The organism is Mesorhizobium sp. Cs1299R1N1 (genome assembly GCF_037179655.1).
Classification (GTDB): domain Bacteria; phylum Pseudomonadota; class Alphaproteobacteria; order Rhizobiales; family Rhizobiaceae; genus Mesorhizobium; species Mesorhizobium salmacidum.
The window spans coordinates 33,923-47,926 of sequence record NZ_JAPYKR010000013.1 but is presented as its reverse complement, the minus strand read 5'-3'; the positions used below and the strand labels follow the sequence as shown (position 1 = coordinate 47,926).

The window sequence follows — 14,004 nt, the reverse complement described above, 5'->3', positions numbered from 1 at the left end:
GGCAAATGCGGCTTGGCCGCGGTCGGGATCCGATTTTTGCAGGCTCAGACACCCCGTTTTGAAGATTAAATCGAACCGAACGGTTCGGTTCTGGTTGACGGATTGTATCGCAAACGGTGAACAATGTCCTCCGATCTGCTCTGGCATGCGCCCGGGACGGAAACGCTAACCATCTGAAAACATGTGATAAAGAAGATTCAAAATGCTGCGGTGCAATATGCATTGTCCATAATGTAATGAAATGCTGCAAAACCGATGCGACTAGAAATACCAAAAGGCCTTTCCCATCTGGAGGTGGTCCGAGCGACGCGAAATCCTCCCAAGGGCACGCCACTAGACGGACAGAACAAAGAAATTCTGGAGTAAATAAAATGACCAAGATCGCTCTTGCCGCCGCCGTCATCCTCGTTGCCACGGGCACTGCTTTTGCCGGCAGCGACAATTATGGCTCGGCCAACGCCAACCAGCCTGCCGCCACTGTCGACCATTCGGTCACCGCTTCGACCTCGAAGTCGACGGCAGCGTCGGTCCAGGCTCCGCAGGGCGCTGACCGCAACCTCTTCGGCCGCTAATCGCGACTGCCAATCCATCCACCTTTGAATTCAGGAGTACTTGAAATGACCAAGATCGCACTCACCGCCGCCGCCATCCTCGTTGCCACGGGCACCGCTTTTGCCGGCAGCGACAACTACGGCTCCAACAACGCCAACCAGCCGGTTGCCAGCCAGTCGACCTCCAACGTCGACACCTTCCGCACCGGTTCGATCCTGAAGGCGGACAAGGCGCAGGCTGACGCCAATGCCAAGGTGCCTGCTCAGTCGGGCCAGGGCATCTGGGGCCGCTGATCCCTTCAAGCATCGCGTGACGACAAAGAGCGGTGGGCCTGGCCCGCCGCTCTTGTTTTTTGCCAGAGGGGCCGGTTGAGCCAACCGGGCCGGCCATGCCGGACAACCATCGAGCGGGCGCACCCCCGCGTGCTGATCACGGATCGAACCAATCGGTTCAATTAATGTTGACGAGCCGTGAGCGCAGCGCGAATCGAAGCTCGGCGAAATACAACGCAATGCCCCGTGAGATATTCAGTAACTATCTATTATTGCTGATGAAAATCGCATTATTTTCAAATTCCTTGTCGACCTTTGAGGTCCGGAATCGGGCCGTGAAGGAACATCTTCGTGATTGGAAGCCGGCGAACGAAAAACCCACTTGCAGGTGGTCCGAGCGACGCGAAATCCTCCCAAGGCACGCCACTTGACGGACAGACCAGAACTATTGGAGTAAAGAAAGTGAACAGGATCGCACTTACCGCCGCCGCCATTCTCGTTGCCACGGGCAGCGCCTTCGCCGGCAGCGACCACTATGGCTCGGACAACGTCAATCAGCCGGCTGTCACCGCGCCTGCGGACAGGATCGACCACAGCTATACGGCTTCGATCCGCAAGCCGGTCGAACACCGCGGTTTCAAACTGACGCCCGATTCCAATCAGCCGGACCCCGGCCAGGGCAACTGGGGCCGCTGATCCCGCGCGGGCCTCGACTAACTCGACGTCAAAGAGCGGTGGGCCTGGCCCGCCGCTCTTGTTTTTTTTTATGAGCCCTGGGCATTGGCCGTATCAGGCGATCCTCGCAGTCGGCAAAAACATTTCACGTTCAGGAATAAAACCAGGCTGCTTCTGGTCTTGTCCTCAGCGGAACCGTCCTCCCAAGACGCCGCCCAACGGATGAACCTGGAGATTGAAATGAACAGACTTGCTCTCGCTGCCGCCGCTATGCTCGTCGCAACCGGAGGTGCACTCGCCGGCAGCGACCATTATGGCTCGGACAATGCCAACCAGCCGGTCGCCCCGGTCGCCGGCGTGGACCACGCCGCCACCGGCGCCGTCGACAACAACACCAATATGACCAGGCACAAGGCTGCCGACACCAAGATCAACCCCGGCATCGACTGGCCGGAGCCCGGCCAGGGCATATGGGGCAACTGATGTCAGGGGTGCGGCAGGTCTGATCTGCCGCACCCGTCTAGCTCAGATCCTTCAGCCGCAGACAGTGCGTCAGCCGGGCGGCCGACAGGCCAGACCAATCGTGTTCAAAGACGAAGCGCGCGAGGGCTGCTGTCGGAAACTTTTGCTCGAGCCTCTTGCGCGCCTTCGCCTCCGATCCCGGTCCGGCAAGCTGTTTTGCCAGATCCTCCAGGCCTGGATTGTGGCCGAGAACCAGCAGGCAGCCGCTCGACGGGTCTGCTTTGCGTACCTGGCTCAGAATATCCGCCGCTGGGGCATCGTAAAGCGCCTCGGCAAACGCGACCCGAGGCTGCGCGGGCAGTTCCGCGGCCACCAACCGCCACGTATCGCGGGTGCGCAGCGCCGGCGACACCAATGCAAGGTCCGGCAGCCAGTCGCGCGCGGCAAGCTCGCGGCCGATCAATCGGGCTGCCTTCAACCCACGTTCCGCGAGCGGCCGGTCGAAATCATCGAGATCAGGATCATCCCAGCTCGATTTGGCATGGCGTAGGAGGAGCAGCTGTTTCATCGCCGTGTCCTCGGCTTAAGGCGTGATCCGCGCCAGATGCTCGAGGTCGGCTTCCTCGCGCAGCGGGTCGGGTGCCATCACCACCGAGGTGCCGTTGTCGGCATCGTCGGCGAAGTGGGCGAGCACGGCGCGGCCCGCCTCCATGCGCGCCTTGCCTTCGGCCACCAGTCCAAGCGCCAGCGGATAGAGCCGATGCTCGGCCTTCAGCACCCGGGCAGCCAGCGTATCGGTATTGTCGCCGACCATCACCGGCACCGCAGCCTGGGCGATGATGGGTCCGTCATCCATCTCGGGCGTCACGAAATGCACCGTGCAGCCATGAATGCGGATGCCGGCGGCCAGCGCGCGGGCATGGGTATCGAGCCCTTTGAAGGCCGGCAGCAGGGCAGGGTGGATGTTGATCATGCGGCCCTGCCATTTCTGGACAAAGCCGGGGGTCAGGATGCGCATATAGCCCGCCAGCGCCACGATGTCGGCATTGAAGGCCGCGAGTGCCGCGTCGATCGCCGCGTCATGCGCCTGCTTGCTCCCGTGGTCGGCGCGCGAAATGACTTGTGTGGCGATGCCGCGTGCCCTGGCGATGACGAGGCCGGCGGCGTCCGCCTTATCGGAGATGACGCCTGCGATCTCGGCCGGGAAGGACGGATCGCTGGCCGCCGCGATCAGCGCGGTCATGTTGGAGCCGCGCCCCGAAATCAGAACGACTGTGCGTTTCCTCCGCGCGCTCATAGGCCGATCGAGCCCCGATAGATGACGCCGGCGTCGCGGCGCGGCACGATGCGGCCGATCGGCGTCACCGTCTCGCCGGCTTCCTGCAGGACGGCCGCAACCTGCGCCGCCTGACCCGAAGCGACAGCCAAAATCATGCCGATGCCGCAGTTGAAGGTGCGCATCATCTCTTCCGGCGCCACGCCGCCGGTCTTGGCCAGCCAGGAGAACACCGGCGGCACGTCGATGGCTTCGAGGTCGAGCTCGGCCGAGAAATCCTTGGGCAGCACGCGCGGGATGTTTTCCGGGAAGCCGCCGCCGGTGATGTGCGCCAGCGCCTTGATGCCGTGCGTGTTGCGGATCGCCTTGAGGAGCGATTTCACGTAGATGCGGGTCGGCTCGAGCAGCGCCTCGGCCAGAGTCGCCTCGTCGTTGAACGGCGCCGGATCGCTCCACGCCAGGCCGCTCGCGGCAACGATGCGGCGCACCAGGGAAAAACCGTTGGAATGGAGACCGGAGGAGGCAAGGCCGAGCAGCACGTCGCCTTCGACGATGTCGTCCGTGGGCAAAAGCTGCCCGCGTTCGGCCGCGCCCACCGCAAAGCCGGCAAGGTCGTAGTCCTTGCCGTGATACATGCCGGGCATTTCGGCGGTCTCGCCGCCGATCAGCGCGCAGCCGGCCTGGCGGCAACCCTGCGCGATGCCGCCGACGATCGCGGCACCCTGTTCGGGATCGAGTTTGCCGGTGGCGAAATAGTCGAGGAAGAACAGCGGCTCCGCGCCCTGCACGACGATGTCGTTGACGCACATGGCGACGAGGTCGATGCCGATCGTGTCGTGCTTGCCGGCATCGATGGCGATCTTGAGCTTGGTGCCGACGCCGTCATTGGCTGCGACCAGCACCGGATCGGTGAAACCGGCGGCCTTGAGATCGAACAGGCCGCCGAAGCCGCCGATCTCGCCATCCGCGCCTGGTCGGCGCGTCGCGCGCACCAGCGGCTTGATCTTCTCCACCATGAGATTGCCGGCATCGATGTCGACGCCGGCCTCGGCATAGGTGAGCCCGTTTCTGCGCTTGGCCGTTTTGTTCTGGCCCGTTTTATGCTGGCCGGTTTCGCGCTTGCTCATCGCAATGTTCCTGCTCGTTTGCGGGCTCTTCGCATGAACGGTTTCGGTCCGCAAGGATAACGGCCGAACCGGGCGCCGTTTGGTCGACAAAAGCGTGGATAGCCAGCGCATCGCGCACTGCGTCTGCCGCTGGCCCGTCCTGCTTCTCCCTTGCCTCGGCCCTCCATCTCCCTCATCTATCCCGAGGCATAATACGGCGGGACAATGCGTTGACCATCCCCAACCTAATCACCATCCTGCGCTTTGTGCTGGTGCCTGCCGTGGTGCTGGCCATGTTGCAGGCACGTTGGGAATGGGCTTTTGCCGGCTTCGTCGTTGCCGGCGTTTCCGACGGTGTCGACGGTTTCATCGCGCGCCGCTTCAACCAGCAGTCCAGGTTCGGCGCCTATCTCGATCCGATCGCCGACAAGCTGCTTTTGGTTTCGGTGTTCGTCGTCATGGGCTTCATCGGGCAATTGCCGCTGTGGCTGGTCGTCACCATGGTGTCGCGCGACGCGCTGATCGTGTGCGCGGTCCTGTTGTCCACGGTGATCGGCCATCCCGTCGAGATAAAGCCGTTTCTGGTGTCGAAGGCCAATACCGCCATACAGATCGCGCTGGCGGCGGTTGTGCTGGGCGAACTCGCCTTTGCCGGGCACCTCGACCCTCTGCGGCCCACCCTCATATTGCTGTCCGGGGTCTTGACCGTGGCTTCGGCCGCGGCCTATCTCGTGGCTTGGCTGAGGCATATGAGCGGCTATGGCGAAGGCGGTAAATCAGGCTGACAAGCCCATCGACGGCAAGGCTGCCCGCAAGCCGGCCGCCCGCAAAGCGGTGGCGCGGGGCAAGACCGTGGACGACCAGACGGTCGTCGTCGTGCCGGCCGGCGAGACGGCGGCGGAGGCCGAGGCGTCGGCCACGTTCCGCCGCCAGATCTTCTTCTGGCTGGCGGGTGCCGCGATCCTGGCGCTTTTTCTTTATGTCTTCAGCGCCATCCTGTTGCCCTTCGTCGCCGGCATGGTGCTTGCCTATTTCCTTGATCCGGTCGCCGACCGGCTGCAACGGCTCGGCCTCAGCCGCTTCATGGCGACCGTGGTCATCCTCATCACCTTCCTCATCGTGCTGGTGCTGGCCTTCGTCATCCTCATTCCGGTGCTGGCGACGCAGATGGCCGATTTCGCCGGCAAGCTGCCGGAGTACCTGACGCGGCTGCAGAGCTTGATCACCTCCTTTGATCCGAAGTGGCTGGAACAGAAATTCGGCGTCAACGCCAATGGCCTGCGCGACGGGTTGAACTCGCTGCTGACCTCCGGTTTCGGCCTGCTCACCACGGTTTTCACTTCGATCTGGAGTTCGGGCGTGGCGCTGGTCTCGGTGGTCAGCCTGTTCGTGGTGACGCCCGTGGTTGCCTTCTACATGCTGCTCGACTGGGATCGCATGGTGGCGGTTATCGACAGCTGGGTACCGCGCGACAACGTGGCGACGGTCCGCGCCATCGCGCGCGACATCAACACCGCCACCGCCGGCTTCGTGCGTGGCCAGGGCACGCTCTGCCTGGTGCTGGCCGCCATGTATGCCACCGGCCTGACGCTGACGGGGCTGAACTTCGCCATCCTCATCGGCCTGTTCGCCGGGCTGATCTCCTTCATCCCCTATGTCGGCTCATTGACCGGGCTGGTGCTGGCCGTCGGCGTTGCCTTCGTCCAGTTCTGGCCGGACTGGACGATGATTGTCGCCGTTGCCGTGGTCTTCTTTATCGGCCAGTTCGTCGAAGGCAACATCCTGCAGCCCAGGCTGGTTGGCAAAAGTGTCGGCTTGCATCCGGTGTGGCTCATGTTCGCGCTGTTCGCCTTCGGCGCGCTGTTCGGTTTTGTCGGCCTGTTGATTGCCGTCCCTGCATCCGCGGCGGTTGCCGTTCTGGTGCGGTTTGCCATCGCCCGCTATCTGGAATCGCCGCTCTACAAGGGCCACGCGACAGCACCCGCGCCGCCGTTGCCGGCCGATCGCGGTGGCGGCCATCGCACGCAACCGCGTCGTTGACGTGACTGCCCAGCGAACAGATCCGCCGCGCCAACTGCCGCTCGATCTCGGCCACGGCACCGGTTATTCGCGCGACGAGCTGGTCGTCTCCGGCACCAACAACCAGGCGGCCGCATTGGTCGACCGCTGGCCGGATTGGCCAGCACCAGTGGTGGTGCTGGCAGGCCCCGCTGGTTCGGGCAAAACGCATCTGGCCTCGATCTGGCGTGCTCGCGCCAACGCGGTGGCCATCGACGCCAGGCGCATGGGTGACAGCATCGCCAATCTCGGTGCGCGGCCGGCGCTGATCGACGATGTCGATATCGGCGCGGTCGATGAGCAAGGCCTGTTCCATTTGATCAATACCGTGCGCGGTGCTGGCTCGACACTGCTTCTGACGGCGCGGCGCTTTCCGTCGGCCTGGGGCGTCAAGCTGCCTGATCTTGCCTCGCGGCTGAAGGCGGCGGCGACCGTCGAGATCCACGAGCCTGACGATCTCTTGCTCGCCGGCGTCATCACCAAGCTGTTCGCCGACCGGCAGGTCGAGGTCGAGCCGCATGTCGTGCAGTATCTGGTGCGGCGCATCGAGCGTTCGCTGGCAACCGCGATGCGTGTAGTGGAGCGCCTGGATCGCACCGCGCTGGAGCGCAAGATGCCGATCACAAGGGCACTGGCCGCCGAGACCGTGAGCGCCATGGACGAGGGGCAGGGTGAGTTCGAGATTTGATGGCTTCAGGGCTCCAGCGATTCTCCGTCTCCACCTCGGTCCCATTTTGGCACACAAGATTGGCACCGGTCTTGCAGCGTGAGGTTGCCGGCTGACCCCGGTCCTGATTGCGTTCCAAATCAGGTTGTAGGCTCGCCGGGAATGAGGGCGGTTGGGGTTCTCGCCCGGCGAGCTTGCCTTCAAGAATGTATCGAGCGGGTGCCGCCGCAGCGGACATTCACCCAACAACACGGACCACTCGCATCGTCGAAACATGTCGGAGCCGATTTTTCGAAAACCGATATCGAGGGTGTGCTCTGAACGTGGCACCGTCAGCCGGTGAGCTTGCGGTCACAGCCATAGCCTGACGAAATGCCGGACCACCACATAGACGGCGGAATGCGCGGCGATGTAACAGGCCGCGACCAGCACGAACATCCCGATGGTGGCGGGCCAGGAATGGGAGGCGGCTATGCCCGGGGCCAGCCTGGCCTGTCTGCGGCTCTCGCGATTGTTCCACATCGCCAGGGCCGCGCAGGCGATCGCCCACGTCACCATGAACGGAACCGTCACGCCCGCATAGGCAAAATAGGCCGGCCCGAACAGCGACACCCAAGCATCGATCCCAAGCACCGCAAATCCCCCGTTTGCCGCAGCTTAGGCCGGCAATGGCGAGGGACGCGAGCCTGAAATGGTGAAACGCGAATAGGGGCAAAACCCCTGCGGTGCCATCGGTATCGCATTTTAGAGAGAAATGGTCGGAGTGGAGAGATTCGAACTCCCGACCCTCTGGTCCCAAACCAGATGCGCTACCAGGCTGCGCTACACTCCGAACGGTCTGTTGCCTATTCATTTCGGTGCTACATGGCAAGTGCAAAAACCTTGCCGCCGGTGCCAATGCGCAGTAATGACGGCCTACGGGCGGCGACGCTGCCTCGCACAACAAAGAGGTGGCCATGTCCGCGCGCATTTTCAGCCCAGCCAAAACCGCGATGCAGTCCGGCAAGGCCAAGACCGGCCATTGGGTGCTGGAATTCGATCCCGAGATGCGCAAGAAGATCGACCCGCTGATGGGCTACACCACCTCGGGAGACATGAGAAGCCAGATCAGGCTCACCTTCGACACGCGCGAAGAAGCGGTTGCCTACGCCGAAAAGGAAGGGCTTGCCTTCCGCGTCGAGGAGCCGAAAGAGACCAAGCGCCGCCAGATTTCCTATGCGGAGAATTTCCGCTATGACCGCAGGACGCCCTGGACGCATTGACCGGCGGCCAGCGCCAAGTATTTCAGCCGGCCCATTGGCCGGCCAACGGTCCCGTAGCTCAGCTGGATAGAGCACCGGCCTTCTAAGCCGATGGTCACAGGTTCGAATCCTGTCGGGATCGCCACAATTTCAGTTACTTAGTGCCGCTGTGGGTGAAAAGTTCCAACTCGCTGCTGTTGTGGAACGTCCAGCGCGTGCCGATCAGGGTGGCGCAGCGCGCTGCGCCTTCCATGATGCGGTCTCGACCGCTGGCGGGCAGGCCGGGTCGGGCGCCATGCTCCCATTGCTTGAGGCGCGCCGGCCGATGCGCACCGGTCTCGGATCGAGCCTCGATTCCTACAAAGTCCGAGCTTCTTCAGGAACATTCCTCCTATCGCGGAGTTTGGGCAGTTGGCCCGCGATCGGGTGCCAACAGGTGATGCCGGCGGGCTTTTGGGAGAAAGCTATGATACGTGCCATCCCCTCACTCCACCTTTCTCGTCGGCGGGCATTGCAGTTTGGGCTGGGAGCCAGCCTCGCTGCGACGACGGGCGTGGCGCCAGTTTCTCGCGCCTATGCCCAGGAGAAAATGCAGGACGAAGACATTTTCCGTTTTGCGCTCAACTTGGAATACATGGAGGCCGAATACTACCTGCGCGGCACCACCGGAAAAGGCATTGACGCGGCCGATGCCGGTTCGAAACCCGGCGAGGTCGTTGGCGGAAAGAAGGTGTCGTTCGACACCCCAGCCATCGGCGAATTCATGCAGGAAGTTGCTGAAAACGAACTCGCGCACGTTCGGTTCTACCGCAAGACGCTGGGAAAGAACGCCGTCGACAGACCGGCCATCGATTTCGATGCAGGATTCAAGGCTGTCGCGGAGGCAGCTGGCCTTGGACCGGACTTCGATCCCTTCGGCGACGAAACCAACTTCGTTCTCGGCGGCATGTTGTTCGAGGATGTTGGCGTCACCGCCTATGCCGGTGCGGCGACGGTTCTGAAGAACAAGGAATTCCTCGCCGCCGCTGCCGGCATATTGGCGGTCGAGGCCTACCATATGGGAATGGCGCGTTCCACCTTATACCGGAAGGGAGAGAAGGCCTGGAAGGCCGCCAACGCTGTCTCCGATGCACGAGACAAGATCGACGGGCCGGAAGACAAGGACCAGGGCATCCAGGTGAATGGCAGAGCCAACATCGTACCCTCGACTCCCGACGCGATCGCGTTCACCAGAACGCCGCAGGAAGTGCTACGGATTGTGTATCTCACCGACAAGGACGGCGTGAGCAAGGGCGGCTTCTATCCGGAAGGAATGAACGGTACGCTGAAGAGCACCTGAGCCGCTCACGAGGGGATCAGATCGCGCAGGCGAGCTCAGGAGCGGCACTCGGGGCGCGCCTTCCTCATGGCGCCGCCGCTCAACCGCCGCCTGCCGATGTGAACACTGCGGCCATAACGTCACAATCATTCACCTGATCGCCAATTCCATACCGAACGGTTATGGGAAAACCAAGGGCGTCTAGCTTCGTCGCATAGTTCCAAGTTTCTTATTCTGTTCCACATGCTGCAGAGTGTCGCAAGTTGGAACACTGCTGAGAAAGGTTCATGTTCTTTCGACCTTCTAAGCCGATGGTCACCGGGTCGAATTCTGTCGGTATTGCTATTATTTCAATGACTTACGCCGCATGACTTCACGCGGCCGCTTGACCTTCACTCTTGTCTACCAGTGCTGCCACGCCGTGTGATGGAATCTGGAACACGAGTTCCGGGCCCGCCGGGCTCTGGAATTATTTCGTGATCTGGCCGTGTTGGAACCTTGGCCAAAACTGCGCGTTCGGGGCCTTGTATTCGTGGAGCCTCATAAAGGGCAATGTGCGGGCAAGCGAATGGGTGGGCAAAACAAGCACGGGTTGGGGGAGGAGAAACCAGGTTATGTCGAAACGTGAGATTGGAACGTCCCCTGCCTTGGGGCGGCGTATCGCCGAACTCAGGGCCCGAATGCAGGATGCCGAAATTTCCGGCCAAGAGATGAAAATCTTTCACAAGGTCGCGGCCATCATGGGATCCGGCGGCGATTCCTTGCAACTGGATGCCGACGACCTGATCGCGGCATCCTTCGTCGCCGAGGCGGTTGGGCCGGCGTCCAGCCGCTGACTTCGGAAATTCTCCCGGTCCGAAATGCGGAGAGTAAATTTGCTTCCATGACCGGGGCACGGCCGCCTGTTGGGCGATCGTGCCCCGGTAACTGGCCATCTGATCTCGTCTCCCCGTCATCCGATCTCGAATTGAAAGGAAAGTCTTATCATTTTGTTTGCGTTGGCACGTCATAGTAGGGACGGCTAACGGAGTGGAAGGGATGAAGCTGGACCTGTCGCCGACCAGCTGGGGCAGGGTGATCGCCGTCACCGGCACCGGCACGGCATTCTTTATTGGCGTGGCGTTTTTCGTCGATTCGTTCAATTTCCCCTATCTTTCGCCCGAGTCTGTCTGGCGCGCGAAGCTGACCGACCTACTGCTGCCCTTGGTGCTGGGTGGCTCGTTTCTGTTTTTCCTGATGTGGAAGATCCGCCAGCTGGCGATAGCCCAGCGCGACCTCAGCGTCATCGCCGCGACGGACAGCCTGACGGCGGTATTGAACCGCGGCGCCTTCTCGATGCTGGTCGAGGCCTATCTCGAGCAGACCCGCAAGCAGGAAGAGACCCGTTCCGGCGCGCTGCTGATCATCGATGCCGACCACTTCAAGTCGATCAACGACCGCCTCGGCCATGATTGCGGCGACCAGGCGCTCAAACTGATCGCGCAGGCGATCAAGGGCCAGCTGCGTGGCGGCGATATCGTCGGCCGGATCGGCGGCGAGGAGTTCGGCGTATTCCTTCCCGGTGTCGACCCCTCACAATCATGGCTGGTTGCCGAAGGCATCCGCCGACGGATACGCGAAATGGACTTTTCCCCGGGCGGCCGCTCCTGTCCGCTTTCGGTCAGCATCGGCGGCACCAGCTTCAGCGGGCCGACGACCTACGAGGCGATATTCTCCGCCGCCGACAGACGGCTCTATGCCGCCAAGTCGAACGGGCGCGATCAGGTCAGCTTCGATCCGGCGGAAGCCGCCCTGGTGTCTCTGCCCAGCATAGCTACCGTCCACTGACGGCGGCCTCGCAGCGAGCTCGCACCGGCCGCTTCCTTGACGCTTGCTTGTCTGTGTGCTTCCTCCGGGCAAGCAATGTAGGAAGTATCGCCGGAAATAGTCCTGCCTCTTAAACCCCTCGATCGTGCGGTTCGCGGGTACAGCACGACCCTTGGGTGCAGGCAATGAATGGCGAAACGCGCCGGGATAGAACCCAGTAAGCACCGCGATCATGATCCATTTATTCAACGGCTTTCAGAACCCGTTTGGCGGCAGTGAGCGCGAAACCCTGGAGTTGTATCGGCTGTTGAGCGCCGGCTCGCAGGTGCGCCTCTGGGCAACCTCGTCGCGCGTATGCGAAGACCTGATGCGGGAATTTCCGATACGCCGCGTCTCCCCGGCAACACGCAATGTGCCGGATGGCGGCACCTATGTCTTTCTTGGCGCGCATTGGCGCAACAAGATGTGGCCTTATCTGATCCCGCGGCCGCACCGGCTGATCTATGTCTTCAACACCTTTCATCCCAAGATCATCGCTCTGACGACACGCAGGCCGCGCCTGCTGGGTTGGCCCGCTGCCGAACTGGTGCTGATCTCCGACTTTCAGAGGCGCATGCTGGAGGTCGAAGGCGTCGTCCATGCCTCGCCGATCGATATCGAGCGCTTCTCGCCACTGCCGGCGAGGCCAAACGGTCCGTTCACCGTGGGGCGGCTGAGCCGCGACACGGCGGACAAGCATCACGCCGACGATGTGGCGCTCTATGAGGCATTGCTTGGCGATGGCATTGCGGTGCGGATTCAGGGTGGCATGCCACTCAAGGACAGGCTTGCGCCGCATCCGCAACTCGAACTCCTGCCGCAGGGTGAAATTGCCGCCGAACAGTTTCTGCCGACGCTCGACGTCTTTTATTATCGCACCGGCTCCCATCTGGAGACGTTCGGCCGTGTGGTGTTCGAGGCGATGGCCTGCGGTTTGCCCGTGGTCTGCCATGCGAATGGCGGCTACGCCGACCACATCAGGCATGGCGAAAACGGCTTCCTGTTTGAAACGACGCAACAGGCGGCACGGATCCTTGCGGGTCTCAAAGCCGATCCCGGCCTGCGGGCGACGGTCGGGCGCAAGGCGCGGCAGACGGTCGAGCAGCTGTTTTCACCGCAGGCGTTGCAGCAGCGGTTGGATTTCTATCGGCGTTAGCGGCACCCGCGCATCTGCCTTCAGATACTCTCCGCCAATAGTCACGTAGCCGTTTGGCATCAATCCCGACATCGCGCTAAAGCTGGGATCACGTGAATCGCGGGCGGCCGGCATCGGTGCGCGGACAGATCAAGCAGGGCTTCTACCGATGACATTGACGGGCGCCGCGGCACTGCTGATCCTGGTCCTCACCTATGCCGGAGTGGCCATCGGCCGAATACCTGGCCTACGGCTTGACCGGGCAGGCATTGCGCTGCTTGGCGGCGCCGCGATGATCGCCATCGGCGCGCTCAGCATGGAAGACGCCTATCGCGCCATCAATTTCGACACCATCACGCTTCTGCTCGGCATGATGATCGTGGTGGCGCATCTGAAGGTATCGGGCGCCTTTCGCGGTCTCGGCGCAATCGCCATCGAGCACGCGCATGCGCCGTTCATGCTCCTGGTGATGGTGACGCTCCTGACCGGCGTGCTGTCGGCCTTCCTGGTCAACGATGCCATCTGCCTGGTCATGGCGCCGATCGTCGTCCACGTCACCCGCGTCATCAACCGCAACCCGATCCCCTATCTGATCGCCACCGCCACCGCTTCGAACTGCGGCAGCGTCGCCACCATCACCGGCAATCCGCAGAACATGGTAATCGGCGCGCTATCTGGCATTTCCTATCCGGCCTTTTCGGCGGCGCTCGCGCCGGTCGCCTTGTTCGGCCTTGTCGCCGTCATCGTCATTGTGCGCATCGTCTATCGCGCCGAATTCACCCGCAACGGCGAACTGACGCCGCACATCTCGCGCGGCCGCATGCATCGCGGCCAGGTGCTCAAGGCGGTGGTCGTCTGCATCGGATTGGCGATCGCCTTCTTCGCCGGTGTTCCCGTAGCCAAGGCGGCGCTCATCGGCGGCGCCATTCTGCTGCTCACCCGCGCCATCAAGCCATCGCGCATCTACCGCGAGATCGACGGACCGCTGCTGTTCATGTTCGCGGGTCTGTTCGTGGTGGTTGCGGGCGCGGAAAAGACGCTGCTGACATCAGACATGATCGCCTCGGCCAAGAACATCGGGCTCGACGATGTCTGGAGGCTGTCGGGTTTCACCGCCGTGTTATCCAACATCATGAGCAATGTTCCGGCCGTGCTGGCGCTCAGGCCATTCATCCCCGGCCTGGAGAACCCCGAGCGCGCCTGGCTGGTGGTGGCCATGAGTTCGACGCTCGCCGGCAACTTCACCTTGCTCGGCTCGGTCGCCAACCTGATCGTCGCCGAACAGTCCAAGTCGGCAGGCACACCGTTGTCATTCGGTGCCTTCTTCAAGGTCGGCCTGCCGCTGACGCTGATCACGCTCGCGTTCGGCACTGCCTGGCTGGCGATGATGTCTTGAC

Annotated in this window: 17 protein-coding genes and 2 tRNA genes; 14 read left to right on the top strand and 5 right to left on the bottom strand. The window is 62.4% G+C overall.

All coding sequences use genetic code 11. The features are described from left to right. Positions 1-371 precede the first annotated feature (371 nt). The 4 genes from O7A70_RS25745 to O7A70_RS25730 all read left to right on the top strand — a co-directional run bounded on the left by O7A70_RS25745 (position 372) and on the right by O7A70_RS25730 (position 1,982). Entirely contained in the window at positions 372-572 is a 201-nt protein-coding gene (locus O7A70_RS25745; protein WP_337142895.1) for a DUF680 domain-containing protein, read from the top strand. 45 nt (positions 573-617) lie between these two features. Then, entirely contained in the window at positions 618-845 is a 228-nt protein-coding gene (locus O7A70_RS25740) for a DUF680 domain-containing protein (RefSeq protein WP_337142894.1), read from the top strand. A 441-nt stretch (positions 846-1,286) separates the two neighbouring features. Beyond that, positions 1,287-1,520 carry a DUF680 domain-containing protein gene (locus tag O7A70_RS25735; protein WP_337142893.1) on the top strand — a complete coding sequence of 78 codons (234 nt, stop codon included), beginning with the start codon at positions 1,287-1,289 and terminating at the stop codon, positions 1,518-1,520. Positions 1,521-1,739: 219 nt separating this feature from the next. Continuing rightward, a complete protein-coding gene (locus O7A70_RS25730) occupies positions 1,740-1,982 on the top strand; it encodes a DUF680 domain-containing protein (RefSeq protein ID WP_337142892.1) in 243 nt (80 codons plus the stop codon). A gap of 37 nt (positions 1,983-2,019) precedes the next feature. Here the strand turns inward: O7A70_RS25730 and O7A70_RS25725 are convergent, their stop codons facing one another. Genes O7A70_RS25725 through purM form a run of 3 tightly spaced genes read right to left on the bottom strand, consistent with a single transcriptional unit; the run spans position 2,020 to position 4,364 of the window. Further along, positions 2,020-2,529, bottom strand: coding sequence for a SixA phosphatase family protein (locus O7A70_RS25725; RefSeq protein ID WP_337142891.1), 510 nt, complete (start codon positions 2,527-2,529; stop codon positions 2,020-2,022). A gap of 15 nt (positions 2,530-2,544) precedes the next feature. Continuing rightward, entirely contained in the window at positions 2,545-3,258 is a 714-nt protein-coding gene (purN, locus tag O7A70_RS25720) for a phosphoribosylglycinamide formyltransferase (protein WP_337142890.1), read from the bottom strand. Next, positions 3,255-4,364: a phosphoribosylformylglycinamidine cyclo-ligase gene (gene purM / locus O7A70_RS25715; protein WP_027144488.1), complete on the bottom strand. Its 1,110-nt coding sequence runs from the start codon at positions 4,362-4,364 to the stop codon at positions 3,255-3,257. Before purM ends, purN begins: the two co-directional genes overlap by 4 nt. Before the next feature lie 209 nt (positions 4,365-4,573). Between purM and O7A70_RS25710 the strand changes: the two genes are divergently transcribed. Genes O7A70_RS25710 through hdaA form a run of 3 tightly spaced genes read left to right on the top strand, consistent with a single transcriptional unit; the run spans position 4,574 to position 7,089 of the window. Beyond that, positions 4,574-5,128: a CDP-alcohol phosphatidyltransferase family protein gene (locus O7A70_RS25710; protein ID WP_337142889.1), complete on the top strand. Its 555-nt coding sequence runs from the start codon at positions 4,574-4,576 to the stop codon at positions 5,126-5,128. Continuing rightward, the gene (locus tag O7A70_RS25705; protein WP_337107979.1) at positions 5,103-6,383 is read left to right on the top strand and encodes an AI-2E family transporter; all 1,281 of its coding nucleotides are present in this window, start codon (positions 5,103-5,105) and stop codon (positions 6,381-6,383) included. Before O7A70_RS25710 ends, O7A70_RS25705 begins: the two co-directional genes overlap by 26 nt. A 1-nt stretch (position 6,384) precedes the next feature. After that, a complete protein-coding gene (gene hdaA, locus O7A70_RS25700; RefSeq protein WP_337143004.1) occupies positions 6,385-7,089 on the top strand; it encodes a DnaA regulatory inactivator HdaA in 705 nt (234 codons plus the stop codon). Positions 7,090-7,419: 330 nt separating this feature from the next. On the opposite strand, the gene O7A70_RS25695 is transcribed toward hdaA, so the two are convergent. Then, the gene (locus O7A70_RS25695) at positions 7,420-7,701 is read right to left on the bottom strand and encodes a hypothetical protein (RefSeq protein ID WP_337142888.1); all 282 of its coding nucleotides are present in this window, start codon (positions 7,699-7,701) and stop codon (positions 7,420-7,422) included. Between the two features lie 122 nt (positions 7,702-7,823). After that, positions 7,824-7,900: transfer RNA gene (locus O7A70_RS25690), tRNA-Pro, on the bottom strand. Between the two features lie 124 nt (positions 7,901-8,024). Between O7A70_RS25690 and O7A70_RS25685 the strand changes: the two genes are divergently transcribed. From O7A70_RS25685 to O7A70_RS25655, 7 genes are all read left to right on the top strand, one after another. Next, the gene (locus O7A70_RS25685) at positions 8,025-8,330 is read left to right on the top strand and encodes an ETC complex I subunit (RefSeq protein WP_015318428.1); all 306 of its coding nucleotides are present in this window, start codon (positions 8,025-8,027) and stop codon (positions 8,328-8,330) included. A gap of 47 nt (positions 8,331-8,377) precedes the next feature. Then, positions 8,378-8,454 (top strand) — tRNA-Arg (locus tag O7A70_RS25680). A gap of 321 nt (positions 8,455-8,775) precedes the next feature. Continuing rightward, complete coding sequence (locus O7A70_RS25675; protein ID WP_140507448.1) at positions 8,776-9,648, top strand: ferritin-like domain-containing protein; 873 nt, start codon at positions 8,776-8,778, stop codon at positions 9,646-9,648. Positions 9,649-10,241: 593 nt separating this feature from the next. Then, positions 10,242-10,463 (top strand): hypothetical protein, encoded by a 222-nt coding sequence (locus tag O7A70_RS25670; RefSeq protein ID WP_337143003.1) that lies wholly within the window; start codon positions 10,242-10,244, stop codon positions 10,461-10,463. Positions 10,464-10,665: 202 nt separating this feature from the next. Then, on the top strand, positions 10,666-11,454 hold the full coding sequence (locus O7A70_RS25665) for a GGDEF domain-containing protein (protein ID WP_337142887.1): 789 nt from the start codon (positions 10,666-10,668) through the stop codon (positions 11,452-11,454). Positions 11,455-11,665: 211 nt separating this feature from the next. Further along, positions 11,666-12,628 carry a glycosyltransferase family 4 protein gene (locus O7A70_RS25660; protein ID WP_337142886.1) on the top strand — a complete coding sequence of 321 codons (963 nt, stop codon included), beginning with the start codon at positions 11,666-11,668 and terminating at the stop codon, positions 12,626-12,628. A gap of 148 nt (positions 12,629-12,776) precedes the next feature. Further along, entirely contained in the window at positions 12,777-14,003 is a 1,227-nt protein-coding gene (locus O7A70_RS25655; protein ID WP_027144480.1) for an anion transporter, read from the top strand. Position 14,004: the final 1 nt, after the last annotated feature.